Below are 22,051 nucleotides of genomic sequence, written 5' to 3'. Positions count from 1 at the left end.
GCCATCGTCGTCTCCGGACAGCGGCGCGTGGACCCCGCCGACACCCGGCGACGGGAGACCACCGCCCACCCACGACGGTGGAAGGTCCCACCGGCCACTGCTGCGGGATCAGCCCTTCTCCAGGTACTCCGCCCGGTCGGCGTCGACGAGCGCGGTGACCGAGGCCGCCAGCGCCGGATGCCGGGTCAGCTCCGGGTCCTCCTCGACCAGGCCGATCGCCTCGGTACGGGCGTCACGGATCAGCTCGGCGTCCCGCAGCAGGGACAGCAGCCGCAGGTGGGAGCGACGACCCGACTGGGTGGCCCCCAGCACGTCGCCCTCCCGACGCTGCTCCAGATCCAGTTCGGCGAGCTTGAACCCGTCGGTGGTGGACGCGACCGCGTCCAGCCGTTCCCGGGCCGAGGAACCCTCGACCGCCTCGGTGACCAGCAGGCAGAGTCCGGCCGCCGCACCCCGCCCGACCCGCCCCCGCAACTGGTGCAGTTGGGACACCCCGAACCGGTCGGCGTCCAGCACGATCATGACCGTCGCGTTGGGGACGTTGACGCCGACCTCGACGACGGTGGTGGCGACCAGGACGTCGACCTCCCCGTCGGCGAAGGACCGCATCACCGCGTCCTTCTCGTCGGCCGGGAGGCGGCCGTGCAGCACGCCGATGCGCAGCCCGTGCAGCGGCCCCTCGGCGAGCAACGGGGCGACCTCGGTCACCGCCACCGGGGGACGTCGACCGTTGTCGTCCTCCTTGGGCGGCTCCTCCTCCGCACCTGCGGGCCCCTCCCCGATCCGGGGACAGACCACATAGGCCTGGTGCCCGGCGGCCACCTCCTCGCGTACCCGCCGCCACGCCCGGTCCAGGAAGGCGGGCTTCTCGGCGGCCGGTACGACGTGCGAAACGATCGGCGAACGCCCCTGCGGTAGTTCGGCGAGGGTGGAGACCTCCAGGTCGCCGTAGACGGTCATGGCGACCGTCCGGGGGATCGGGGTCGCCGTCATCACCAGGACGTGTGGCGGCTGGTCGGCCTTGGCACGCAACGCGTCGCGCTGCTCCACGCCGAACCGGTGCTGCTCGTCGACGACCACCAGCCCCAGGTCGGCGAAGTCGACACCCTCGTAGAGGAGGGCGTGGGTGCCGAGGACGATCCCGGCCCGACCCTGGGCCACCTCGGCGAGCGCCCGACGTCGGGCCGCCGCGCCGAGCGAACCGGTGACCAGTTCGACCCGGGTGGCGTCCTCGGCCCCGCCCAGTTCACCGGCCTGAGCCAGCGGACCCAGGAGGTCGAGCATCCCCCGGTGGTGCTGGGCGGCGAGCACCTCGGTCGGCGCGAGCAGGGCGGCCTGGCCGCCCGCGTCGACGACCTGGAGCATCGCCCGCAACGCCACCACCGTCTTGCCGGACCCGACCTCACCCTGCAACAGCCGGTGCATCGGATGCCCGGTGGCCAGGTCCGCCGTCACCTCCGCACCGACCCGGTGCTGCCCCGGGGTCAGCTCGTACGGCAGCCGGGCGTCGAAGGCGTCCAGCAGCCCACCGGTACGCCGGGGGCGGGCCTGGGCGGGCCGGTCGGCGGCCCGGCGTTTGCGCTGCACCAGCGTCACCTGGACGGCGAACGCCTCGTCCCACTTGAGTCGACGGCGGGCCCGGTACAGCTCCTCCTTGCTCGACGGGCGATGGATCTCCCGCAACGCGGCACCGATCCCGACCAGGTTCCGGCCGACCCGTACGGCGGTCGGCAGCGGGTCGTCGGGCGGGGTGAAGGTGTCCAGCACCACCCGTACGCATCGGGCGATCACCCAGGTCGGCACCGCCGCCGCAGCGGGGTAGACCGGGATCAGCGCACCGGCGAACTCCTCGACCTCCTCGTCGGCCGCCGCCTCCCCGTCGGTGGAGTCGCCGAGCAGGACGTACTCCGGGCCGTTGAGCTGACGCCGCCCCCGGAACTCGGTGACCTTCCCGGCGAACATCCCCCACCGGCCGGGACGCAGCTCCCGTTCCCGCCACGCCTGGTTACCGAAGAAGGTGAGGGTCAGTGTCCCGCCGGAGTCGTCACCGACGGTCACCTCCAACAGGTTTCCCCGGCGCTGGCGCATGGGGCGTACCGCCGTGCGGTGCACCTGGGCCAGGACGGTGACCTGCTCACCGACGTCCAGGCTACGGATGTCGGTGTGCTCGCCCCGCTCGTCGTACCGGCGCGGGAAGTGATAGATCAGGTCACCGGCGGTGTGCAGGTCGAGGTGACCGGCGAGCGCCTTCGCGGTCTTCGCCCCGACCAGCTTCGACAGCGGCGTGTCCACCTGAGACGTGTCCGACGTCATTCGACCCCCACCAGGAGCGGATGGTGCGGTTGCCCACCCGGGTACGCGTGCACCTGCACGAACGGCCACCGGAGCCCGACGTGGTCACGGACCGCGTCGGCGAGCCCGGCGGGGGCCTGCGCCCCGCAGAGCAGGGTGACCAGCTCGCCCCCACCCCCGAGCATCCGGTCCACCACCTGCTTACAGGTGTCCACCAGGTCGGTGCCGATCAGGTGGACCTCCCCCTCGATCAGTGCCACGACGTCCCCGGCGCGGCACGGCCCGGCCACCGTCAGCGCCGCCGCGGCGGCGTAGCGGACCTCGGCGTACCGACAGGCCCCGGCGGCCTCGGCCATCGCGATCACGTCGTCCTCGAAGGACCGGCCCGGGTCGCGTACGGCGAGGGCGGCCAGCGCCTGCACCGGTGACCGGGTCGGCACCACGCTCACCCGGACCCCGGCCCGGTTCGCCTCCCGCGCGACCAGGGCGGCGACCGCCTGCGTGGCGGCGTCCCCGGGCAGCACCACCACCTCGGCCGCTCCGGTGGACCGGACGGTGTCCAGCAGCAGCTCGGCCGAGGGTTCCGGCGGCACCACCGCCGCCCCCTCCCCGGTGAGCAGCTCGGTGAGGCCCGTCCCGGTGGCCGCCACCACCGCCGTCCGACCGGTCCGGTCGCCGGGTCCGGGCGGTGCCGGAGCACCGGCGGGCGGCGGGTCGGCGAAGCGGGTCACCGAGATCCGGTACGGCCGGCCGGCCACCACCCCCGCCTCGATCGCCGCCCCGACGTCGTCGACGTGCACGTGCACGTTCCAGGTCCGGTCCCCGCCGACCACGACGAGGGAGTCACCGAGCCCGGCCAGCGCCTCCCGCATCCGCCCCACCGCCTCCGGCTCGGCGTCGAGCAGGAACTGCACCTCGTAGGCGTACTCCGTGGAGCCGCTCTCCCGGACCGTCACCGGCGGCCCGTCGGCACCGTTGCCCTTCGGCGGTCGTGGGGTCACCGGCGGCCCGTCGGCACCGGCCTCCGCCGGGGGTCGTGGCCCGGCCGCCGGTGGCTCCTCCGGTGCGGGACGGTCCGGTCCGGGACCGGGATCGTCCGGGTGTTCGCCGGTGACCGCCGCCACCAGGGCGTCGAGCAGGAGGCAGAGCCCTCGCCCACCGGCGTCGACCACACCCGCGCCGGCCAGCGCCGGCAGCTGGGTCGGGGTGCGGTCCAGTGCGAGCGCCGCCCCGTCGGCCGCCGCCCGGGCCACGATGGGCAGGTCGTCGCTGTCGGTGGCGTGGGCGGCCTCGGCCGCCGAGGCGATCACGCTGAGCACCGTGCCCTCCACCGGGGCGGTCACCGCGTCGTACGCGGCCGTGGTGGCGTGGGTGAGGGCGGCGGCCAGCGCCCGGCCGCGTACCGCCGGGAGGGCCGCGACCGCGTCGGCGAGCCCGCGCAGGATCTGGGCGAGGATCACTCCCGAGTTGCCCCGGGCACCCATCAGGGCCCCCTGGGCCATCAGCCGCAGCGCGTGCCCGTGACCGGTCGCCCCATCGTCGGGGAGGGTCTCCAGGTCCAGTGCCAACGCCTGCCGGGCCGAGGCCAGGGTGAGCACCAGGTTGGTCCCGGTGTCGCCGTCGGGCACCGGGTAGACGTTCAGCTCGTCGATCTCGCCCTGGTGCCGGCGGAGCACGGCCAGCCCGCCGTCGCACCAGCGGCGTACCGTGGCGGCGTCGAGGGTGTCCAGCACGGCGAGAAGCCTACTGGCGCTCACCGACACGCGCCGGGGACGGCGCGATCCACCCGGGCACCGTCGGCGTCGCAACGGGGTCGAACAGGGCCGGTTCGCCAGGTCGGCGGAGCATCGGGTAACCTGGCCAGGTTGCCCGGGCAGCACCCTGCCTGGTGGCGACCTCATGACGTTTCAATCTCAGGAGTATCCCGTGGCTAGCGTGTGCGACGTCTGCGGCAAGGGGCCGGGCTTCGGCCACAACGTGCCGTGGTCGAAGAAGAAGACCAACCGCCGCTGGAACCCGAACATCCAGTCGGTGCGTACCCCGGCCGGTGGCGGCACGACCAAGAAGCTCAAGGTCTGCACCTCGTGCATCAAGGCGGGGAAGGTCGCCCGCGCCTGACGCGGTAACGCCAGCACCAGCTCTGCCATTGCCGGCGGACCGAAACCGGTCCGCCGGCTCTGTCGTGTCCGCCTCCGGATCCCCGCGGAAAGGCATAATGGAGGAGGAGATGGCCCATGCGCCGTGACTGGACTGCTCTGCCGGAGATCGTCACGACAGAGATCGCCGGACGGGTGGGAGGAGCCTTCGACGTCCTCCCCGCTTCGAGTGGCGACCATGCGGAGATCGCCTCCACCGTCGTCGGGCCGACCGGCAAGGTCTTCGTGAAGGCGGCTTCGACAGAGCCGAGCGTTCGGTCACTGCGTTACGAGCTGGCGGCGACCAGCACCGTCGACTGGTACCCGCCCGCAGTTCGGTGGCACTTCGAGTCCGCCGGCTGGCTGGTGGTGGGGACCGAGCATCTAGCCGGTCCCCACCCCGACCTGTCCCCTGGCAGTCCGGATCTCGATGTGTTCGCGGTGACGCTGAAAGGGCTTCAGGAGACTCCCGCTCTGGGCGAGACGTGGTTCACTCCGGCAACCCGGCTCGGATTCGCCGACCCGGCGATGACCGGCGGGACACTCGTGCACTCCGACCTGAACCCCACCAATCTGATCGTGACCACGGACGGCCTACGGATCGTCGACTGGGCCTACGCGACGAAGGCGGCACCGTAGGTCGAACTCGCGTTGCTCGTTCAATGGCTGATCGGTAGCGGCCACACCCCCGATCAGGCCGAGGAGTGGCTGGCCCGGTTCCCCGCGTGGACGGCGACTCGGCGCGCGGTCCTGGACGACTTCGCGTCGAGGAACGCCGCGAAGTGGCGGGTCAAGTCCCGGCAGAGCACCGCGAAGTGGGTACAGGATCTCGCGGTCTGGACCGGTGCGTGGGCGGATCACCGGTGCCGACACTGATGGGTCCGGGGGGTCAGAGGTCCCGGCCGAAGGAGAGGCAGCCGGGGGCGTCCCGGTAGTAGCCGAAGTTGGGGATGCGCTCGTAGCCGAGCGAGGAGTACAGGGCGATCGCCTCGGGTTGCCGGTCGCCGCACTCCAGGATGAGGCGGGTCCGGCCGTGGTCCCGGGCGGACCGTTCCACCGCCGCGAGGACCCTCCGGGCCACGCCCCGGCCCCGCAGGGTCGCGACCGTGTACATCCGCTTCAGCTCGGCGACCTCCCCCGCGTCGCCGTGACTGCGCCAGCCCGCGCACCCCACCGCCGTACCGTCGAGGTAGCCGACGAGGAAGGCTCCGGCGGGCGGGGCGAACTCGGCGGGGTCGACAGGGGTGTCGTCACCGGTGCCGCCGTACCGGGCGCCCAGCTCCGTCATCGCCGCACCGATCAACAGCCCGGCGACGGGCGAGTCGAAGGGCACCGCCCTGATCTCCAGCTCACTCACGGTGTGAAGGGTACGACCCGTCACCGGAAGTGGTCCCAGCCAGCCGGGCCTTCGTGGTCGGCGTCGTCGACGGTGACCCCGGAGCCCGCCGTGACCCGGCCGATCGGCCGCCAGGTCTCCGGCAGTTCCACCCCGGGTGGGAAGGTCGCGGCCAGGGCGTGGTCGTCGCCACCGGCCAACAGCCAGGCGTACGGGTCCATGCCGAGCGCCTGGGCGGCGTCGCGCATCTGCCGGGGCACCTCGAAGGCGTCGGAGCGTACGTCGATCCGGACCCCGCTGGCCTCTGCCACGTGCCCGAGATCGGCGAGCAGACCGTCCGACACGTCGATCATGGCGGTGGCGCCCGACCGGGCGGCGAGAGGGCCGGCCGGGTACGGCACCTCCGGCCGCCGATACGCCTCGACCAGCACCTTCGGGGTCCGGAAACCCCGGGACAGGACGGTGTAGCCGGCCGCCGCGTACCCGGTCCGGCCCGCCAACGCGAGCACGTCGCCGGGGCGGGCACCCGAGCGCACCACCGGGGCCCGGCCGCCGAGGTCACCGAGGGCGGTCACCGCCACTGTCAGCGTCGGGCTGGCCGAGATGTCCCCGCCGACAACGCTCGCCCCGACCTTGGCCGCCTCGGCGGCCAGCCCGTCGGCCAGCTCCTCGGCCCAGCCGGTCTCGATCTCGGGCGGCAGGCAGAGCGCCACCAGCAGGGCGGTGGGGGTGGCCCCCATCGCCACGATGTCGGCAAGGTTCGCCGCGGCGGCCCGGTGCCCGGTGTCGACCCCGCTGCCCCAGTCCCGGCGGAAGTGCCGCCCGTCGACGAGCACGTCGGTGGAGGCCACGACCCGGCTGTCCGGGGCGCGTACCACTGCGGCGTCGTCCCCGGGGCCGAGCAGGCAGGCCGGTCCGTGCCCCAGTCGGGCGGTCACCCGGTCGATCAACCCGAACTCTCCGACGTCCGCGACGCTCACGCCCACCCACCCTGCTCGCTCACCGCTTCTCCTTGACCACCGATAGGGATCACGCCTGCTCCGTAGGGTAGTTTCCCCTTCGGGCCGCCGCCTCGACGGCGACGGGCGGAGGACGGAGGGCGAGTCGTGGTTCAGGCGTACATCCTCATCCAGACAGAAGTCGGCCGGGCGCGCGAGGTGGCCGGTCTCATCGCGGGGCTCGACGGCGTGGTCCGGGTCGACGCCGTCACCGGGCCGTACGACGTGGTCGTCCTCACCGAGGCCAACACCGTCGACGAACTCGGCAAACTCATTGTCAGCAAGGTGCAGATGGTGCCCGGCATCACCCGCACCCTCACGTGTTCGGTGGTGCGCCTGTAAGTGGACGAGAGCACTGAGACGTCATCCGGCGAGAAGACGCCGGACCGTACCAATCGCAACGCAGCCTGGCTGGCCACGGCCGTGGCGGTGCCGGTGACCCTGCTGGTCGCCGGGTTGGCCTTCGCCCAGCTCCGCCCGGACGATCCGGCCGGGAGCGCGGCGTCCCCGTCGCCCACCTCGGCCCGCCCGCAGTCGAGCGCACCAGTCGATCTGCCGGCCCCGGACCTGGCCGAACGACCCACCGTGGTCTGCCGCGCCCTGCTGTCCCAACTCCCGCCCACCGTCGGCGGGCTGGCCCAGCGTCCGGTCACCGCCGGTCCCGAGCAGAACGCCGCGTACGGCGATCCCGCCCTGACCGTGACCTGCGGCGGCCCGGCCGCCACCTTCGACGAGACCGACGAGGTCTGGACCGTCAACCGGGTCTGCTGGCACGGGGCGGACGAGGCCGACGCCACGGTGTTCACCACCGTCGACCGGGAAGTCCCGGTCCAGGTCACGGTGCCGAAGGAGTACGACCAGCCGTTGCAGTGGCTGCCCGCGGTCTCGAACACGGTCGTGGAGTCGGTCCGCTCCGGCGGCACCCCGCCGTCGGGCTGCGGCGGCTGACCGGGAGGTCGGCCCGCCCCCTCGTCGGGACGGGCCGGCTCCGGTGGGATCAGTGCCTGTCGGTGCCCCGGCGCAGGGCGGTGCGGATCAGACGGTCGACCAGCTTCGGATACTCCAGTCCGGCCGCCGCCCACATCCGGGGGAACATCGACGTCGGGGTGAACCCCGGCATCGTGTTGATCTCGCTGAGGTAGACCTGCTCGTCCGGGGTGACGAAGAAGTCGACCCGGGCCAGGCCGGCGCAGTCGAGGGCGGTGAACGCCCGCCCGGCGTACTCCTGGACCTGGCGGGTGACCTTGTCGGGCAGCAGTGCCGGGATGTCGTACTCGCAGGCCCGCTCCGAGTTGATGTACTTGGCCTCGAAGTCGTAGAAGTCGTGGTCGCCGACGACCCGCACCTCGGAGAGCAGGGACGTCTCGGGGACGCCCCCGACCTCGCTCTCCAGGACGCCGCACTCGACCTCCCGGCCGACGACGGCCGCCTCGACGAGCACCTTCGAGTCGAACCGGCGAGCGGCGGCGACCGCCTCGTCCAACAGGTCCCAGTCGGCGACCTTGGTGATCCCGAAGGACGAACCGGCCCGGGACGGTTTGACGAACACCGGCAGGCCGAGGCGCTGCTTGTCCTCTTCGCTCAGGGTCATCCCGCTGCGCAGGACCGCGTACGGGCCGACGGGGATGCCCTCGGCGACGCAGAGCTTCCTGGTGAACTCCTTGTCCATCGCGGCTGCCGAGGCGAAGACGCCGGCACCCACGTACGGGAGGCCGGCCATCTCGAACATGCCCTGGATGGTGCCGTCCTCGCCGTACGCGCCGTGCAGCACCGGGAAGACCGCGTCCATGTCGGCCAGGACACGGGGGCCCTCGCCCGGTTCGAGCACCATCAGTCCGCCCCCGGTGGGGTCGGCCCGCAGGACCAGTTCGGCACCGGAGTCCGGGGTGATCTCCGGTAGTCGCCCGCCCTGGATCGCCAGGTCGGCGGCGATGCCGTCGGCGAGAACCCATTGGCCGGCGCGGGTGATCCCGATGGGCACCACCTCGAACTCGTCCGGGTCGAGCGCGTCGAGCACGCTGCCGGCGCTGACGCAGGAGATGCCGTGTTCCGGGCTACGGCCGCCGAAGACGATCGCCACGCGGGTCTTGCCTGGGGTGGTCACTGGGTCACCTCTTCGGTCCCGATTGTGAAGTTCGCTGTGCCGCCGACGGCGCTCACGCGGTCGACCTTACTGTGCGTGGCGAATGGGCGGTGCCGATACCCAGGGAACACGGGGGTCCGACGCAATCGGTCAACAAGCCATATACGTATGGTAACCGTCCACGTTCGGTGAGAGCTGTCGGTCGAGCCCCGCGAGGCCCTGACGACCCCTTCGTTACGCTGCTGATCCTATGAGCCCCGACCCGCTGCTCGTGAGCCTGGCGGCCGCCCTCGAAGCCCGTCCGGACGACCTTCCGCTGCGCCTGCACCTGGCCGGTCTGCTGGTGGAGCGCGGACGCGGCGGGGAGGCGATCGCCCACCTCGGTCAGGTGCTCGCCCGGGACCCGGGCAACACCGAGGCGCAGACGCTCATGCAGCGGGCCCTCGCCCCGCCCGCCTCCGACCCGTCGTCGGCCCCGGCCGGGCCACCGTCGGCGGCTTCCGGGCCGTCGTCGACGCCCGCCGGACCGCCGTCGACCACCACGCCCGACGCGGGGGACGACGCGGGGGATCCGCTCGCCGCGTACGAACGGGAACTGGCCGACATCGTGCCGCCCCGCTTCGTCCGGGCCGGGGACGAGCCCGACCCGGTCTCCGGCGACGCCGACCGGGTGTTCGACGTGGAGTCGTCGACAGTCCGGCTGGCCGACGTCGGGGGGATGGCAGCGGTGAAGGAGCGGCTGGAGATGGCCTTCCTGGGACCGCTGCGCAACCCGGAGCTGCGCCGGATGTACGGCAAGAGTCTGCGCGGCGGTCTGATGCTGTACGGCCCGCCGGGCTGCGGCAAGACCTTCCTGGCCCGGGCCGTGGCCGGGGAGATGGGGGCCCGTTTCCTGTCCCTGTCGATAGTGGACGTGCTCGACATGTGGGTCGGCAACTCGGAGCGCAACCTGCACCAGCTGTTCCAGGCCGCCCGACGCAACGCCCCGTGCGTGCTCTTCCTCGACGAGATCGACGCGCTCGGTCACAAGCGTTCGCAGACCTCCTCCAGCGCGCTGCGCACCCTGGGCAACCAGCTGTTGGCCGAACTGGACGGCATGGAGGGCGACAACGAGGGGGTGTTCGTGTTGGCCGCCACCAACACCCCGTGGGACGTCGATCCGGCGTTGCGCCGCCCGGGTCGGCTGGACCGGATGGTGCTGGTCCTGCCGCCGGACGTCGACGCCCGTCGGGCGATCCTGGAGTACCACCTGCGCGGTCGGCCGATCGCCGGGATCGACCTGGGTCGGGTCGTCGCCGCCACCGAGGACTTCTCCGGGGCCGACCTGGCCCACCTCTGCGAGACCGCCGCCGAGTTCGCGATGGCCGACTCGGTACGCCGGGGCGAGGTGCGGATGATCGGGCAGCCGGACCTGGAGCGGGCGTTGAAGGAGGTCCGTCCGTCGACCCGGCCGTGGCTCGCCACGGCCCGCAACGTGGCGATGTTCGCCAACGAGGGCGGGGTCTACGACGAACTGGTGGCGTACCTGCGGCATCGCCGGATGCTCTGAGCCGTAGGTCAGCACGCCCGATCGGCGCGACTGTCCGACATCACCCGGGCCACCTCACCGGCCAGCCGGCGGCCCACCACGAGGACCTTCACCCGTTGGCGGCCGGCTCGGACCATGCCCAGTGCCATGAAGGCACCGGCGATCCGGTCGGCGGCCTCCCGGTTGCTGGCACCGACGACCTGGCGGCGGCGCTCCGGGGTGGTCCGCTCGTTGCGTCCCCCCTCGTCCAGTGGCCGTACGTCGGTGAGCACGACGAGGAAACGCGTCATCGCCGTCCCTCCGAACAGGACGGCGTGGTCTCAGGACACACGTCCGGCCCCTTCCGGCTCGGCCGTGGTGGCCGCCAGCCCGCCTCCCGAGTCGCGGCAGACGTAGCTCAGACCGCCGCCGGAGACGCGACAGACGTAGGCGAGATCGGCGTGGATCCAGGCGCCTTCGTTGTCGCGTAACACCGGCCGGGCGCACCACCGACACCGCGAGACGCGAGGCCAACATCCGGCTGTCGTCATCCGACTTCCCTCCCGCTGGCTGGTCGGTGGCACGCGGCGATCGGGTACGGGGGAGAAAAACCCGATCGCCGCGCGCCCCTTCCCCTCCGGTCGCTCACCGCCACCGTCGCCACGACAACCGGCGGTGAGGACTCCGTCACAGGTTGACATCTCCATGGGGATGAATGCAACTCTCATCGCCAAACTCTCATGCACGATTTCCCGGAGAGGTGTGCGACCATCGATGCATGGCTCCGAAGACCGCCCGCGCCCGGCGACTGGGCATCGCCCTGCGTCATCACCGAGAAGCCGCCGGCCTGACCCTGGAGGCGGCCGCCGACGAGATCAGCAGCACCCGCAGCACCCTGTCGCGCTACGAGAACGCCCAGACGCTGGTCAATCCGGCCACCGTACGGGCCCTGCTGACCCTCTACGGTGTCGCCGCCGACGAGGTCGCCGCCGCTGTGCAACTGGCCAAGGACGCTCGCAAGAAGGGCTGGTGGGTGGAGTACTCGTACCTGCTGGACAAGCGGACCATCGACTTCATCGCGCTGGAGGCGGAGGCCACCGGGATCGCCAACTTCGAGCCGTCGGTGGTCCCCGGCCTCCTCCAGACCGCCGACTACATCCGGGCGGTCATGCTCGGCGGTCCGCACACCCTCACCGACGACGCACTCGAACAGCGGGTCCACATCAGACTCGACAGGCAGCAACGGATGACCAGCGCCGAACAGCCCATCCTGGACTTCATCATCGACGAGGGCGCCCTGCTGCGCCCGGTCGGCGGGCGCGCGGTCATGGAGACCCAGCTCCACCAACTGATCAAACTCGGTGAACTACCGAACGTCACAGTGCAGGTGATCCCCCTGAACGCCGGTTACCACCGGGGGACCCGGGGCTCCCTGCACATCCTCGAGTTCGCCGACCCGGAGGACCCCATGATCGCCTCCGTGGAGACGGTGGCCGGGCAGATGATCCTCGACCGCCCCGGTGAACTGCGCACCTGCACCAAGATCATGGAACACCTGCGGACCGTCGCTCTCAGCCCGGCGGCGAGCCGTGACGAGCTCTTCCGAATCCTGAAGGGACACCACCGACAATGACCCCCACACTCAGCGAGGCGCTCGAACGCGCCGGTTGGCGCAAGAGCACCCACAGTGGCGACGAGGGTGCCTGCGTGGAGATGGCCACCGTCCCCGGCGTGGTCGGCGTACGCGACTCCAAGGACCAGGGCGGCCCCGCCCTGACCTTCTCCCCCGCCGCCTGGGCCGCCTTCACCGCCGACCCACCCCGGCGGACCGCCCACCGCTGACCGGCCCGACCGCCTGCGTGACCCCGCCCGACGACAGAGCCACCGAGGCTCCGGCGAGAGCCGGTCGGGCGGGGATCCGCGCCACCGCCGTCAGGGTCGACGACCGGCCACGACGGCCGTGGCGTCCCGGTCCTCGTCGTGACGGACGGCCGGGTCGAGCCCGTACCCCCGCAGCACCGTGCAGAGCGGACCGGCCTGGTCGGCGGCGACCTCCACCACCAGGTGGCCGCCGGGAGCCAGCCACCGCGCCGCGTCGGCGGCGACCCGCCGCAGCACCGAGAGCCCGTCCGGCCCACCGTCGAGAGCCAACCGGGCCTCGTGCAACCGGGCCTCGGGAGACAGGGTGGCCACCGCCGCCGTCGGCACGTAGGGAGCGTTCGCCACCACCAGGTCGAGCCGTCCCCGCCACGCCCGAGGCAACGGGGCGAACAGGTCACCGACCAGGACGGGTACGCCCCACCGGGCCAGATTCCGGCGGGCGCAGGCCACTGCCGCCGGGTCCAGGTCGACGGCGGCCAACCACCGCGGGGCCAACCGTTCGGCGAGCACCACCGTCGTCGCACCCGATCCACAGCACAGGTCCGCCACCGCCGACGCCGGGCCGGTCACCGCCACCGCCGTCTCCACCACCCAGGCCGTCCGGGCCCTCGGGACGAACACCCCCCGGTCCACCAGCACCCGGCGTCCACAGAACTCGGCCCAGCCGAGCACGTGTTCCAGCGGCTCACCGGCGATGCGGCGCTCGGCCAGGGCGGCCACCGCCTCCGGTTCCCCGGCGGCGGCCAGGAGCAGGTCCGCCTCCTCCTCGGCGAACACGCAACCGGCGGTACGCAGCCGCTCGACGAGGGTCGACCGGTGGACCGGGCTCACCCCCGTACGCCCCGGCGGGCCGCGATCACGCCGTGCCGGCGGCGTCGAGCGCGGCGACCACGTCGGCGACCAGGTCGACGGTGTCCTCCACCCCGCAGGAGAGCCTGACGAATCCCGGCGCGGTGTCGTCGCCCCACTGGGCACGGCGGTCGGCCGTGGTGTGCAGTCCCCCGAAGGAGGTGGCGGCCGCCACCAACCGGGCGGCGCAGACGAACCGGGCGACCCGGTCGGCGTCACCGAGGTCGAAGGAGAGCACCCCGGGCATCCGCCGCATCTGCCGCGCCGCCACCGGGTGGGCCGGGTCGGTCGGCAGGCCCGGCCAGCGCAACCCGGCCACGTCGGGTCGGGCCGCCAGTGCCCGGGCGACCGCCTCGGCGTTCGCCGACTGCCGGGCCAGGCGCAGGTCCAGGGTGGCCAGGGACCGGTGGGCCAGCCAGGCGTCGAACGCCCCGGGAACGGCCCCGGTGGTGGTACGCCACCCGGTGACCTGTTCCAGCAGGGGCGCGGACCGGGTGGCGACGTACCCGAGCAACAGGTCGGAGTGGCCGGTGAGGGCCTTGGTGCCGGAGGCCACCACCACGTCCGCCCCGAGGTCGAGGGGGCGTTGCCCGAGCGGGGTGGCAGTGGTGTTGTCCACGGCCAGCAGCGCCCCGGCGGCGTGCGCCGCCTCGGCCACCGCCGGGATGTCGGCCACGTCCAGGCCGGGGTTCGCCGGGGACTCCAGCAACACCATCCGGACCCCGTCGAAGGACGGGTACGGCCCGGCGGTCGGGGCGTAGTGGACCCGTACCCCGAGGGTCTCCAGGGTGTCGGCGGCGAAGGAGCGGACCGGGAAGTATCCGTCGGCGGGGAGCACGACGGTGTCCCCGGGCCGCAGGACCGCCAACAGCAGGCCGGTGATGGCGGCCTGGCCGCTGGCGAAGACCCGGCAGTCCCCGCCCTCCAGCTCGCCGACGGCGGCCTCCAGGAGGCGACGGGTCGGGTTGTCGGGTCGGCCGTAGCCGTTCGGCGCGGCCGACGGCCCCTCCCGGGGGTCGACGTGGTACGGCGCGGCGAACACCGGTCCGGGCAGGAACGGCGCACCCGGCACCGGGTCGGGCAGACCGGCGTGTACGCACCGGGTGCCGTCGTGCCAGTTCTGGTCAGTCATCACTGCTCACTCGTAGGACTCGGGTTTCGCGGTACGGCTCATCAGCACGTCCACGGCGATGCGCGGGTCCAGGCCCTCGTGGCAGACCCGTTCGACCTGCTCGGTGATCGGCATCTCCACCCCGTGGGCGCGGGCCAGGTCCCGGACGGCCAGGGCGCTCTTGACCCCCTCGGCGGTCTGCCGGGTGGCCACCCGGGCCTCGTCCAGGGTCGCACCCCGACCCAGGTGCTCGCCGAAGGTTCGGTTACGGGCCAGCGGAGAGGAGCAGCTCGCCACCAGGTCACCCATCCCCGCCAGCCCGGCGAAGGTGATCGGGTCGGCGCCCAGGGCCACCCCCAGGCGGGCCGTCTCGGCCAGCCCCCGGGTCATCAGCATCGACCGGGTGTTGTCGCCGAACCCCATGGCGGTGGCGATGCCGTACGCCAGCGCGATGACGTTCTTGACCGCCCCGCCCAGCTCACAGCCGATCACGTCGTCGTTGGTGTACGGCCGGAAGTACGGGGTCCTGATGCAGGACTGGACCAGGGCGGTCCGGTCGGCGTCGGTGCCGGCGACCACGGTGGCGGCCGGCTGCTCGGCCGCGATCTCCGGGGCGAGGTTGGGCCCGGAGACCACCACCACCCGGTCCGGGGTGACCCGGGCGGTCTCCACGATCACCTCGCTCATCCGTTTCGTGGTGCCCAGCTCGATCCCCTTCATCAGGGAGACCAGTGTGGCGTCCGGATGCAGGTCGGCGGCCCACTCGGCCAGGTTTCCGCGCAGCGTCTGCGAGGGGACGGCGAGCACCACCAGTTCGGCGCCGGTGATCGCCTCGACGGCGTCCCCGGTCGCGGTGACCCGGGCGGGGAGCCGTACACCGGGCAGGTAGTCGGGGTTGTGCCGCCGGCGGATCGCCTCGACGACCGCCGGTCGACGCGCCCAGACCGTCACCTCCCGCCCCGCGTCAGCAATGATCTTGGCGAAGGCGGTCCCCCACGATCCGCCGCCCAGCACCGCGACCTGCCCGTTCACGCCGCCACCTCGCTCCGCTGGACGCGATCCGCACCGCGCCATCCGATCCGTACGCTGCCGCCGGTGTGCACCGTCGCGGCCCCTCCGCTCCGTCCGCTCCCCCGGGTGCGGTCACCGGGGAACCCGCCGCCTGTCACTCGGGGCCTCCCGGCCGCTGGTCGCCGACGCGGTCCGAGGCCGCCGGGCGTTGCCACAGCGGCGGTGGTGTCTCTTCGCGCAACTCGGCGAGGAGGTCCCGCAGGCTCAGCATGATCTGGTCGGTCATCTCCTCCAGGACCACCCGGGTGGGTGCGGACCCCTGCCAACGCCCCAGGTCGATCGGGGGTCCCGCCGCCACCGTCACCGGGATGCGAGGTCGGGGGTCGAACCGTCCGGTGCGGGGGTCGAACATCCGCTGGGGACCCCACATCGCCACCGGGACCACCGGAGCACCGGTGGCCAGTGCCAGCCGGGCGGCACCGGTCTTGCCCCGCATCGGCCACAGCTGTGGATGCCGGGTGGTGGTCCCCTCCGGGTAGATCACCACAGCGCCGCCCTCGTCGATGGCGGCGACCAGGGCCTCCAGCGACTTGGCCGCCTCGGTCGTACCCCGCTCCACAGGGATCTGCCGGCACCGGTGCAGGAGCCCGCCCACCAGCGGGACCCGGAAGACACTCGCCTTGCCGAGGAACCGGGGCCACCGGCCGGCGTCGTAGACGAAGTGGGCCAGGACCATCGGGTCGGCGTGCGAGAGGTGGTTGGCCACGATGATCGTGCCGCCGTCGCGGCGCAGGTGCGCCTCGCCCCGCCAGGTCCGCCGGGTCCAGATCGTCATCACCGGTTTGGCCAGCACCACGGCGAACCGTTGCCAGAACCCCAGCTTCCGGCGCCCCACCCTGCCTCCTCGTTGCCAGCCCCGCACGCCCCACGAACCCCCGCGCACACCCGCAGCGAAATCATGCCTGCTCGCCCCGGGTCCGGCCAGTGAGGGTACCGGTGTGGGACTGGCAGGATGGTGCGGTGGCTCAGACCTGGACGGTGGTGGTGCCGGTGAAACGCCTCGGCGCGGCCAAGAGCCGCCTGCGGGGCGCCCTGCCGACGGTCCCGCACGAGACCCTGGCCCTGGCCCTGGCGACGGACACCGTCCGGGCGGTGGCCGACTGCCGCCGGGTCCGTGAGGTGGTGGTGGTCACCGACGATCCACTGGTGGCGGCGACGACAGCCGACCCGGGACGGGTACGGGTGGTCCCGGACGTTCCCGACGCCGGGCTGAACGCCGCCCTGGCGTACGCCTCGGCCCTGGTCACCGGGGGTCCGGTGGCCGCACTCACAGCGGACCTGCCGGCGCTGCGTCCGACCGAGCTCGCCGCCGCCCTGACCGCTGCCGCCTCCCCACCGGTACGCCGGTTCGTCGCCGACGCCCCAGGCGACGGCACGGTGCTGCTCGCGGCACCGGCCGGGACACCCCTGGCCCCCCGGTTCGGTAGGGATTCCGCCGCCGCGCACCGGGCCGACGGGGCGGTGCCGTTGACGGGTGACTGGCCGAGCCTGCGGCGGGACGTGGACACCCCCACCGACCTGGCCGAGGCCGTCCGACTGGGCCTGGGCCCCCGGACGGCCGCGCTCGTCGCCCCGGCCCCGGTGTACGGTGACGGCATGCAGGCAACGGTGGCCAGCTACGACGCGGCGACCCGCAGCGGGGTCCTCCTGCTCGACGACGGCACCGAGCTCACCTTCCCGGCCCGGGCGTTCGACGCCTCCGGTCTGCGGCTGCTCCGCCTCGGGCAACGGCTGCGGGTGGAGACCGACGCCACCGGCGAGGTCGTCCGGGTGACCTTCCCGACGATGGCGTGATCCACCGGCGAAGTTCATTTTCCGTTCACCCGCATCAGGTGATTATGAGCAGGTGAGCACCCCTCGCAGGCACCCCAGCAACCGTGACTCCGCCGCGTCCGGCCCGTCCCGCGACGGTTCCCGCCCCCGCGGCGCCGACGGCCGTTTCCGCCCCACCGACCAGCCCTCCGTCGACGCCGGGCCTTCCGTCGACACCCAGCCGACGCCCACCCCGGCCGAGGCCGAGGCGGAGGAGCTGCCCCGCCCGGAGCCGCTGAGCGCCGAGCCGCGCCCCCGGGACGCGGACAAGCTCGACGCCGCGTCGGCCTCGGCCGGGCTGGAGGAGGTGCTCGACGAAGGCCCGTACGCCGAGGACCCCGAACCGGATCAGCCCACCGCCGACCCACCCCTGCCGGAGGACCGTTTCCTCAACCGGGAACTCTCCTGGCTCGACTTCAACGCCCGGGTGCTGGCGCTGGCCGAGGATCCGCGCACTCCCCTGCTGGAGCGGATGAAGTTCCTGGCCATCTTCGCCAGCAACCTCGACGAGTTCTTCATGGTGCGGATCGCCGGGCTCAAGCGCCGGTTGCAGGCCGGACTCCCGGTCCGGGGTGGTGACGGGCTGCCGCTGCGGACCCAGTTGGAGTTGATCTCCGAGAAGACCGCGAAGCTGGCCGCCCGGCAGGCCGGCTGCTTCGTCGACGAGATCCTGCCGAAGCTGGCCGCCGAGGACATCCGGATCCTGCGCTGGGGCGACCTCGACGACGCCGAACGGGAGCGGCTGCGGACGTACTTCCGGGAGCAGATCTTCCCGGTGCTCACCCCGCTCGCCGTCGACCCGGCGCACCCGTTCCCGTACATCTCCGGCCGGTCGCTGAACCTGGCCGTCTCGGTGCGGGACCCCGACGGGGGCTCCGAGCTGTTCGCCCGGGTCAAGGTGCCGAACAACGTACCCCGCTTCGTCCGGGTCGGCCGGGACCTGCCCGGGGTGCGGTTCCTGCCGGTCGAGGACCTCATCGCGGTGCACCTGGGACAGCTCTTCTCCGGGATGCGGGTGGTGGAGTGCCACCTGTTCCGGGTCACCCGCAACGCCGAGGTGGAGGTCGACGAGGACCGCGACGAGGACCTCCTCCAGGCCCTGGAACGGGAACTGGCCCGGCGACGCTTCGGCCCGCCGGTCCGGCTGGAGGTGGCGGCGAACATCTCCGACCACATGCTGGAGCTGCTCGTCCGGGAGTTGGACATGGACTCCCAGGACGTGCTGCGGGTCCGGGGACTGCTGGAGTTGTCGGCCCTCTGGCAGGTGTACGGCGAGGCCGACCGCCCCGACCTCAAGGACCCGCCGTTCGTGCCGGCCACCCACCCCCGGCTCACCGAGGGGGAGGTGCCCCGCAGCGTCTTCGCCACCCTGCGCGACGGGGACGTCCTGGTGCACCACCCGTACCACTCCTTCGCCACCAGCGTGCAGCGCTTCATCGAGCAGGCCGCCGCCGACCCGCACGTCCTGGCCATCAAGCAGACCCTCTACCGCACCAGCGGCGACTCCCCGATCGTGGACGCCCTGGTCGAGGCCGCCGACGCGGGCAAGCAGGTGGTGGTGCTGGTGGAGTTGAAGGCGCGCTTCGACGAGGTGGCCAACATCGGCTGGGCCCGGACGCTGGAACGCGCCGGCTGCCACGTGGTGTACGGCCTGGTCGGGTTGAAGACGCACTGCAAGACGGCCCTGGTGGTCCGGCAGGAGGGCAACCAGATCCGCCGGTACTGCCACATCGGGACCGGCAACTACCACCCCAAGACCGCCCGGTTGTACGAGGACTTCGGCGTCCTCACCGCCGACCCGGAGATCGGGGCCGACCTGACCGACCTGTTCAACGTGCTCACCGGATACAGCCGGCAGACCACCTTCCGCCGGTTGCTGGTGGCCCCGCAGGGGATAAGGCGTGGGCTGGTGGAGCGGATCGAACGGGAGATCTCCCACGTCCGGCTCGGCATGCCGGGGCTGGTGCAGTTCAAGGTGAACTCGCTCGTCGACGAGAAGATCGTGGACGCCCTCTACCGCGCCTCCCAGGCCGGGGTGCACGTGGACCTGCTGATCCGGGGGATGTGCACGCTGCGCCCGGGGGTGCCGGGGCTGTCGGAGAACATCCGGGTCCGCTCGATCCTGGGCCGGTTCCTGGAACACTCCCGGATCTTCCGGTTCGGCAACAACGGCGACGCCGAGTTCTGGCTCGGCTCGGCCGACCTGATGCACCGCAACCTGGACCGCCGGATCGAGGCGCTGGTGCAGGTCAGCGACCCGGTGGCCCGGGCCGAGCTGGACGCCGTGCTGGCCACCGCGTTCAGCGACGACGTCGAGGCGTTCGAGCTGGCCGGTGACGGCACCTGGAGCCGGCGTACCGGTCCGCAGGAGGCGCCCGTGGGCCACCTCCAGGATCTGTTGCTCCGTCGGGTCGGTGGCAGGTCCGGATGATCCGGCGGCAGGCATAGGGTGACGGCGATGCTGGAAGAGGAACGCAAGTACGAGGTGCCGGACGAGTTCGAGGTGCCGGACCTGTCCCCTGTCGCCCCCACCGGTGCCCGGGTGGAGTCCCGCTCCCCGGTGCGGCTGGTGGCGACCTACTTCGACACCGCCGATCTGCGGCTGGCCCGATCCGGGGTGTCGCTTCGGCACCGCCGGGGCGAGCCGGAGCCGTGGACCGTCAAGCTGCCGACCGACACCGTCGGCGTACGCCACGAGGTGTCCCGGCCCGGCCCACGCCGCGCCGGTGTCCCCGCCGACCTGGTGGAGCTGGTCACCGTCTTCGCCCGGGGTGCAGACCTGGCCCCGGTGGCCACCATCCGGACCAGTCGACGTCGCCACCAGGTGCGCGCCGCCGACGGTGCGCTGCTGGCCGAGGTGGCCGACGACCGGGTGACGGTCCTGGACGAGGCCGGTCGGGCAGCCGGGAGGTTCCGTGAGGTGGAGGTGGAACGACGGGGCGGTGACGCCGACCTGCTGGAACAGCTCGACGGGCTGCTCACCGCCGCCGGGGCGGAGTCGGGCTCGTTCCTGCCCAAGCACGTGCGGGCCCTACGGTTCGTGGTGCCGGAGCAGGTCGGGGCACTCGGGACGGACCCCGAGGGGGAACCGGACCTGGTCGCCCCGGCCGGGTTGCCGGACGACCCGACCGCCGGGGACGTGGTCACCGAGGCGGTCCGCCGGGCCGTGTTCCGGCTCCTGACCCACGACCCGCTGGTCCGGTCGCGGGTACCGGTCCCGGGCAGCCACCGCAGTGCCCTGCAACAGATGCGGGTGGGGTGCCGACGACTCCGCAGCGACCTGCGTACCTTCGCCCCGCTCGTGGTGCCCGAGTGGTCCCGGCCGCTGCGGGAGGAGCTGCGCTGGCTCGCCGGGGTGCTCGGCGCGGCCCGGGACGTGGAGGTCCTGCGGGCTCGGTTGCGGCGCACCGCCGACGCCGATCCGCTCGGCCCGTTGGACGCGGGGGCGGTGGACCGGCTGGACGCGGCGTTGGCGGCCCGGCAGGAGACGGCCCTGGCCGAGGTGGACGAGGCGCTGCGTTCGCCCCGCTACGTGGCGCTGACCGACGCCCTGGTGCTGGCCGCCCGGGCACCCCGGCTGCGTCCCCGGGCCGCCGCACCGGCGGCCGAGAAGCTGCCCCGGCTGGTCCGGCGGCCGTGGCGGAAACTGACCGCCTCGGTCGGTGTGGACGCCGCCGGCCTCGACCCGCTCGGGCCCGACGACCACTGGCACGAGGTACGCAAGGAGGCCAAACGCGCCCGGTACGCGGTCAACGCCGTCGCCGGGGTGGTCGGCAAGGACGCCCGGAGGCTGGCCGAGGCGCTTGCCGACGTGCAGCGGCTGCTCGGGGAGCACCAGGACGCGGCGGTCGCCGCCGACACCTGGGTCGAACTCGCCACCGCCTCGGGCGATCCGCTGTCGGCGCTGGTCGCCGGTCGGCTGGTGGAGCGGGAACGCGCGGCGGTCCGTCGGGTACGCGCCGACTTCCCCTCGGCGTGGGCGCGGGCGGACCGTGGCCGCCGTACGGGGTGGCTGCGGTGACCGAGGAGATCCGCGCCGCCGGTGGGGTGGTGTGGCGGCGTACCGCCGATCGGGTCGAGGTGTGCCTGGTGCACCGACCCCGGTACGGCGACTGGTCGCTGCCGAAGGGCCGGTTGGAACCGGACGAGGCACCACTGGTGGCGGCGGTTCGGGAGGTGGCCGAGGAGAGCGACGTCCGGGCCGTGCCCCAGGTGCGCCTGCCCACCGTCCGGTACTCCGTCGACGGGCGACCGAAGCGGGTCGACTACTGGTCGATGGAGGCGGTGGGGACCGGGGGGTTCCAGCCGGGCACCGAGGTCGACGAGGTGGGCTGGTTCGACGTCGACGAGGCGGTCCGGCGGACCAGTTACCCGCACGACGCGGAGGTGCTCGCCGCGTTCGCGGCCCTGCCGACGGTCACCGGCACCGTGCTGCTGGTCCGGCACGCCCGGGCGGGACGACGGGCCACCTGGTCCGGTCCGGACACCGCTCGCCCGTTGGTCGCCACCGGACTGGCGCAGGCGGCGGCCCTGGCCCCCCTGGTCGAGGTGGTTCGCCCACACCGGCTCCTGTCGGCCTCGGTGCGCCGGTGCGTCCAGACCCTCGGCCCGGCGGCCGAGTCGACGGGCCTGCCGATCGAGGTGGTCGGCGACCTGGACGAGCCGGCCCCCGGGCAGCAGTTGGAGGAACGGGTCCTGGCGGCGGCGGCCTGCCTGACGGAGCTCGCCGTCGCTGGTGGACGCCTCGCGGCGTGCAGCCAGGGCAAGGTGATCCCGGGTGTCCTGGAGCGGCTGATCGGTCGGCCCGGCGACTATCCGACGCCCAAGGGCGGCGGGTGGCTGCTCGCCTTCGCCGCCGGACGGCTGCTCGCCACCGACCCGGTCTAGGAGGTCCCGCCCCGCCCGTCTCCGGGCCTCGTGACCTCCGGCGGGCTCCGCACCTCGTGACCTACGGCGGGCTCCGGGCCTCGTGGCCC

Annotated in this window: 20 protein-coding genes and 1 pseudogene; 11 read left to right on the top strand and 10 right to left on the bottom strand. The window is 73.1% G+C overall.

Annotated elements, in window-relative coordinates:
• Nucleotides 1-108: 108 nt before the first annotated feature.
• Together recG and WHN02_RS10700 are read right to left on the bottom strand one after the other, a co-directional pair.
• The gene (recG, locus tag WHN02_RS10705; RefSeq protein WP_434743191.1) at nt 109-2,313 is read right to left on the bottom strand and encodes an ATP-dependent DNA helicase RecG; all 2,205 of its coding nucleotides are present in this window, start codon (nt 2,311-2,313) and stop codon (nt 109-111) included.
• Nucleotides 2,310-4,025, bottom strand: a complete 1,716-nt coding sequence (locus tag WHN02_RS10700; protein ID WP_434743190.1) for a DAK2 domain-containing protein — start codon at nt 4,023-4,025, stop codon at nt 2,310-2,312. The genes recG and WHN02_RS10700 overlap by 4 nt, the downstream gene beginning before the upstream one ends.
• 193 nt (nt 4,026-4,218) lie before the next feature.
• Here WHN02_RS10700 and rpmB point away from each other — a divergent pair, with 193 nt between their 5' ends.
• Both rpmB and WHN02_RS10690 read left to right on the top strand, forming a co-directional pair.
• Complete coding sequence (rpmB, locus tag WHN02_RS10695) at nt 4,219-4,410, top strand: 50S ribosomal protein L28 (RefSeq protein WP_350895993.1); 192 nt, start codon at nt 4,219-4,221, stop codon at nt 4,408-4,410.
• A gap of 116 nt (nt 4,411-4,526) precedes the next feature.
• Nucleotides 4,527-5,066, top strand: a complete 540-nt coding sequence (locus WHN02_RS10690) for a hypothetical protein (protein ID WP_434743189.1) — start codon at nt 4,527-4,529, stop codon at nt 5,064-5,066.
• A gap of 250 nt (nt 5,067-5,316) precedes the next feature.
• On the opposite strand, the gene WHN02_RS10685 is transcribed toward WHN02_RS10690, so the two are convergent.
• Nucleotides 5,317-5,784 (bottom strand): GNAT family N-acetyltransferase, encoded by a 468-nt coding sequence (locus WHN02_RS10685; protein ID WP_434743188.1) that lies wholly within the window; start codon nt 5,782-5,784, stop codon nt 5,317-5,319.
• A gap of 20 nt (nt 5,785-5,804) precedes the next feature.
• Nucleotides 5,805-6,743 carry a thiamine-phosphate kinase gene (locus WHN02_RS10680; protein WP_434743187.1) on the bottom strand — a complete coding sequence of 313 codons (939 nt, stop codon included), beginning with the start codon at nt 6,741-6,743 and terminating at the stop codon, nt 5,805-5,807.
• Nucleotides 6,744-6,869: 126 nt separating this feature from the next.
• On the opposite strand from WHN02_RS10680, the gene WHN02_RS10675 reads away from it, so the two are divergent.
• On the top strand, nt 6,870-7,103 hold the full coding sequence (locus tag WHN02_RS10675; RefSeq protein WP_350895999.1) for an Lrp/AsnC ligand binding domain-containing protein: 234 nt from the start codon (nt 6,870-6,872) through the stop codon (nt 7,101-7,103).
• The gene (locus tag WHN02_RS10670) at nt 7,104-7,709 is read left to right on the top strand and encodes a DUF3515 domain-containing protein (RefSeq protein ID WP_434743186.1); all 606 of its coding nucleotides are present in this window, start codon (nt 7,104-7,106) and stop codon (nt 7,707-7,709) included. It begins immediately after the preceding gene.
• A 49-nt stretch (nt 7,710-7,758) separates the two neighbouring features.
• Here WHN02_RS10670 and WHN02_RS10665 read toward each other — a convergent pair whose 3' ends face one another.
• Nucleotides 7,759-8,865, bottom strand: coding sequence for a D-alanine--D-alanine ligase family protein (locus WHN02_RS10665; protein ID WP_434743185.1), 1,107 nt, complete (start codon nt 8,863-8,865; stop codon nt 7,759-7,761).
• Between the two features lie 229 nt (nt 8,866-9,094).
• On the opposite strand from WHN02_RS10665, the gene WHN02_RS10660 reads away from it, so the two are divergent.
• Nucleotides 9,095-10,393: an AAA family ATPase gene (locus WHN02_RS10660; RefSeq protein ID WP_434743184.1), complete on the top strand. Its 1,299-nt coding sequence runs from the start codon at nt 9,095-9,097 to the stop codon at nt 10,391-10,393.
• 8 nt (nt 10,394-10,401) lie between these two features.
• On the opposite strand, the gene WHN02_RS10655 is transcribed toward WHN02_RS10660, so the two are convergent.
• Entirely contained in the window at nt 10,402-10,662 is a 261-nt protein-coding gene (locus WHN02_RS10655; protein WP_434743183.1) for a hypothetical protein, read from the bottom strand.
• Between the two features lie 467 nt (nt 10,663-11,129).
• Between WHN02_RS10655 and WHN02_RS10650 the strand changes: the two genes are divergently transcribed.
• Together WHN02_RS10650 and WHN02_RS10645 are read left to right on the top strand one after the other, a co-directional pair.
• The gene (locus tag WHN02_RS10650; RefSeq protein WP_434743182.1) at nt 11,130-11,984 is read left to right on the top strand and encodes a helix-turn-helix domain-containing protein; all 855 of its coding nucleotides are present in this window, start codon (nt 11,130-11,132) and stop codon (nt 11,982-11,984) included.
• On the top strand, nt 11,981-12,193 hold the full coding sequence (locus WHN02_RS10645) for a DUF397 domain-containing protein (RefSeq protein WP_434743181.1): 213 nt from the start codon (nt 11,981-11,983) through the stop codon (nt 12,191-12,193). The genes WHN02_RS10650 and WHN02_RS10645 overlap by 4 nt, the downstream gene beginning before the upstream one ends.
• A gap of 90 nt (nt 12,194-12,283) precedes the next feature.
• On the opposite strand, the gene WHN02_RS10640 is transcribed toward WHN02_RS10645, so the two are convergent.
• The 4 genes from WHN02_RS10640 to WHN02_RS10625 all read right to left on the bottom strand — a co-directional run bounded on the left by WHN02_RS10640 (nt 12,284) and on the right by WHN02_RS10625 (nt 16,098).
• The gene (locus WHN02_RS10640) at nt 12,284-13,063 is read right to left on the bottom strand and encodes a putative protein N(5)-glutamine methyltransferase (protein WP_434743180.1); all 780 of its coding nucleotides are present in this window, start codon (nt 13,061-13,063) and stop codon (nt 12,284-12,286) included.
• Nucleotides 13,064-13,088: 25 nt separating this feature from the next.
• On the bottom strand, nt 13,089-14,213 hold the full coding sequence (locus WHN02_RS10635; RefSeq protein ID WP_434743179.1) for a cystathionine gamma-lyase: 1,125 nt from the start codon (nt 14,211-14,213) through the stop codon (nt 13,089-13,091).
• Nucleotides 14,214-14,219: 6 nt separating this feature from the next.
• Nucleotides 14,220-15,224: an NAD(P)H-dependent glycerol-3-phosphate dehydrogenase gene (locus tag WHN02_RS10630; protein ID WP_434743178.1), complete on the bottom strand. Its 1,005-nt coding sequence runs from the start codon at nt 15,222-15,224 to the stop codon at nt 14,220-14,222.
• A 133-nt stretch (nt 15,225-15,357) separates the two neighbouring features.
• Nucleotides 15,358-16,098: a lysophospholipid acyltransferase family protein gene (locus WHN02_RS10625; protein ID WP_434743177.1), complete on the bottom strand. Its 741-nt coding sequence runs from the start codon at nt 16,096-16,098 to the stop codon at nt 15,358-15,360.
• Nucleotides 16,099-16,223: 125 nt separating this feature from the next.
• Here WHN02_RS10625 and cofC point away from each other — a divergent pair.
• The 4 genes and pseudogenes from cofC to WHN02_RS10605 all read left to right on the top strand — a co-directional run.
• Nucleotides 16,224-16,841: pseudogene (gene cofC / locus WHN02_RS10620) on the top strand (2-phospho-L-lactate guanylyltransferase); the annotation flags it as partial.
• A gap of 469 nt (nt 16,842-17,310) precedes the next feature.
• Nucleotides 17,311-19,506, top strand: coding sequence for an RNA degradosome polyphosphate kinase (locus WHN02_RS10615; RefSeq protein WP_434743902.1), 2,196 nt, complete (start codon nt 17,311-17,313; stop codon nt 19,504-19,506).
• 27 nt (nt 19,507-19,533) lie between these two features.
• Nucleotides 19,534-21,096, top strand: coding sequence for a CHAD domain-containing protein (locus WHN02_RS10610; RefSeq protein ID WP_434743176.1), 1,563 nt, complete (start codon nt 19,534-19,536; stop codon nt 21,094-21,096).
• Nucleotides 21,093-21,962: an NUDIX domain-containing protein gene (locus WHN02_RS10605; RefSeq protein WP_434743175.1), complete on the top strand. Its 870-nt coding sequence runs from the start codon at nt 21,093-21,095 to the stop codon at nt 21,960-21,962. Before WHN02_RS10610 ends, WHN02_RS10605 begins: the two co-directional genes overlap by 4 nt.
• The last annotated feature ends 89 nt before the right edge of the window (nt 21,963-22,051 follow it).

This window comes from Micromonospora sp. SH-82 (genome assembly GCF_051132485.1).
Classification (GTDB): domain Bacteria; phylum Actinomycetota; class Actinomycetes; order Mycobacteriales; family Micromonosporaceae; genus Micromonospora.
Note: the sequence above shows the minus strand (reverse complement) of the source record. Positions and strands in the feature narration are given on the sequence as shown.

Coding starts and splice junctions, on each gene's coding strand:
- recG (WP_434743191.1), bottom strand. CDS start 2,313: ATGACGTCGGACACGTCTCAGGTGGACACGCCGCTGTCGAAGCTGGTC.
- WHN02_RS10690 (WP_434743189.1), top strand. CDS start 4,527: ATGCGCCGTGACTGGACTGCTCTGCCGGAGATCGTCACGACAGAGATC.
- WHN02_RS10660 (WP_434743184.1), top strand. CDS start 9,095: ATGAGCCCCGACCCGCTGCTCGTGAGCCTGGCGGCCGCCCTCGAAGCC.
- WHN02_RS10655 (WP_434743183.1), bottom strand. CDS start 10,662: ATGACGCGTTTCCTCGTCGTGCTCACCGACGTACGGCCACTGGACGAG.
- WHN02_RS10650 (WP_434743182.1), top strand. CDS start 11,130: ATGGCTCCGAAGACCGCCCGCGCCCGGCGACTGGGCATCGCCCTGCGT.
- WHN02_RS10645 (WP_434743181.1), top strand. CDS start 11,981: ATGACCCCCACACTCAGCGAGGCGCTCGAACGCGCCGGTTGGCGCAAG.
- WHN02_RS10635 (WP_434743179.1), bottom strand. CDS start 14,213: ATGACTGACCAGAACTGGCACGACGGCACCCGGTGCGTACACGCCGGT.
- WHN02_RS10610 (WP_434743176.1), top strand. CDS start 19,534: ATGCTGGAAGAGGAACGCAAGTACGAGGTGCCGGACGAGTTCGAGGTG.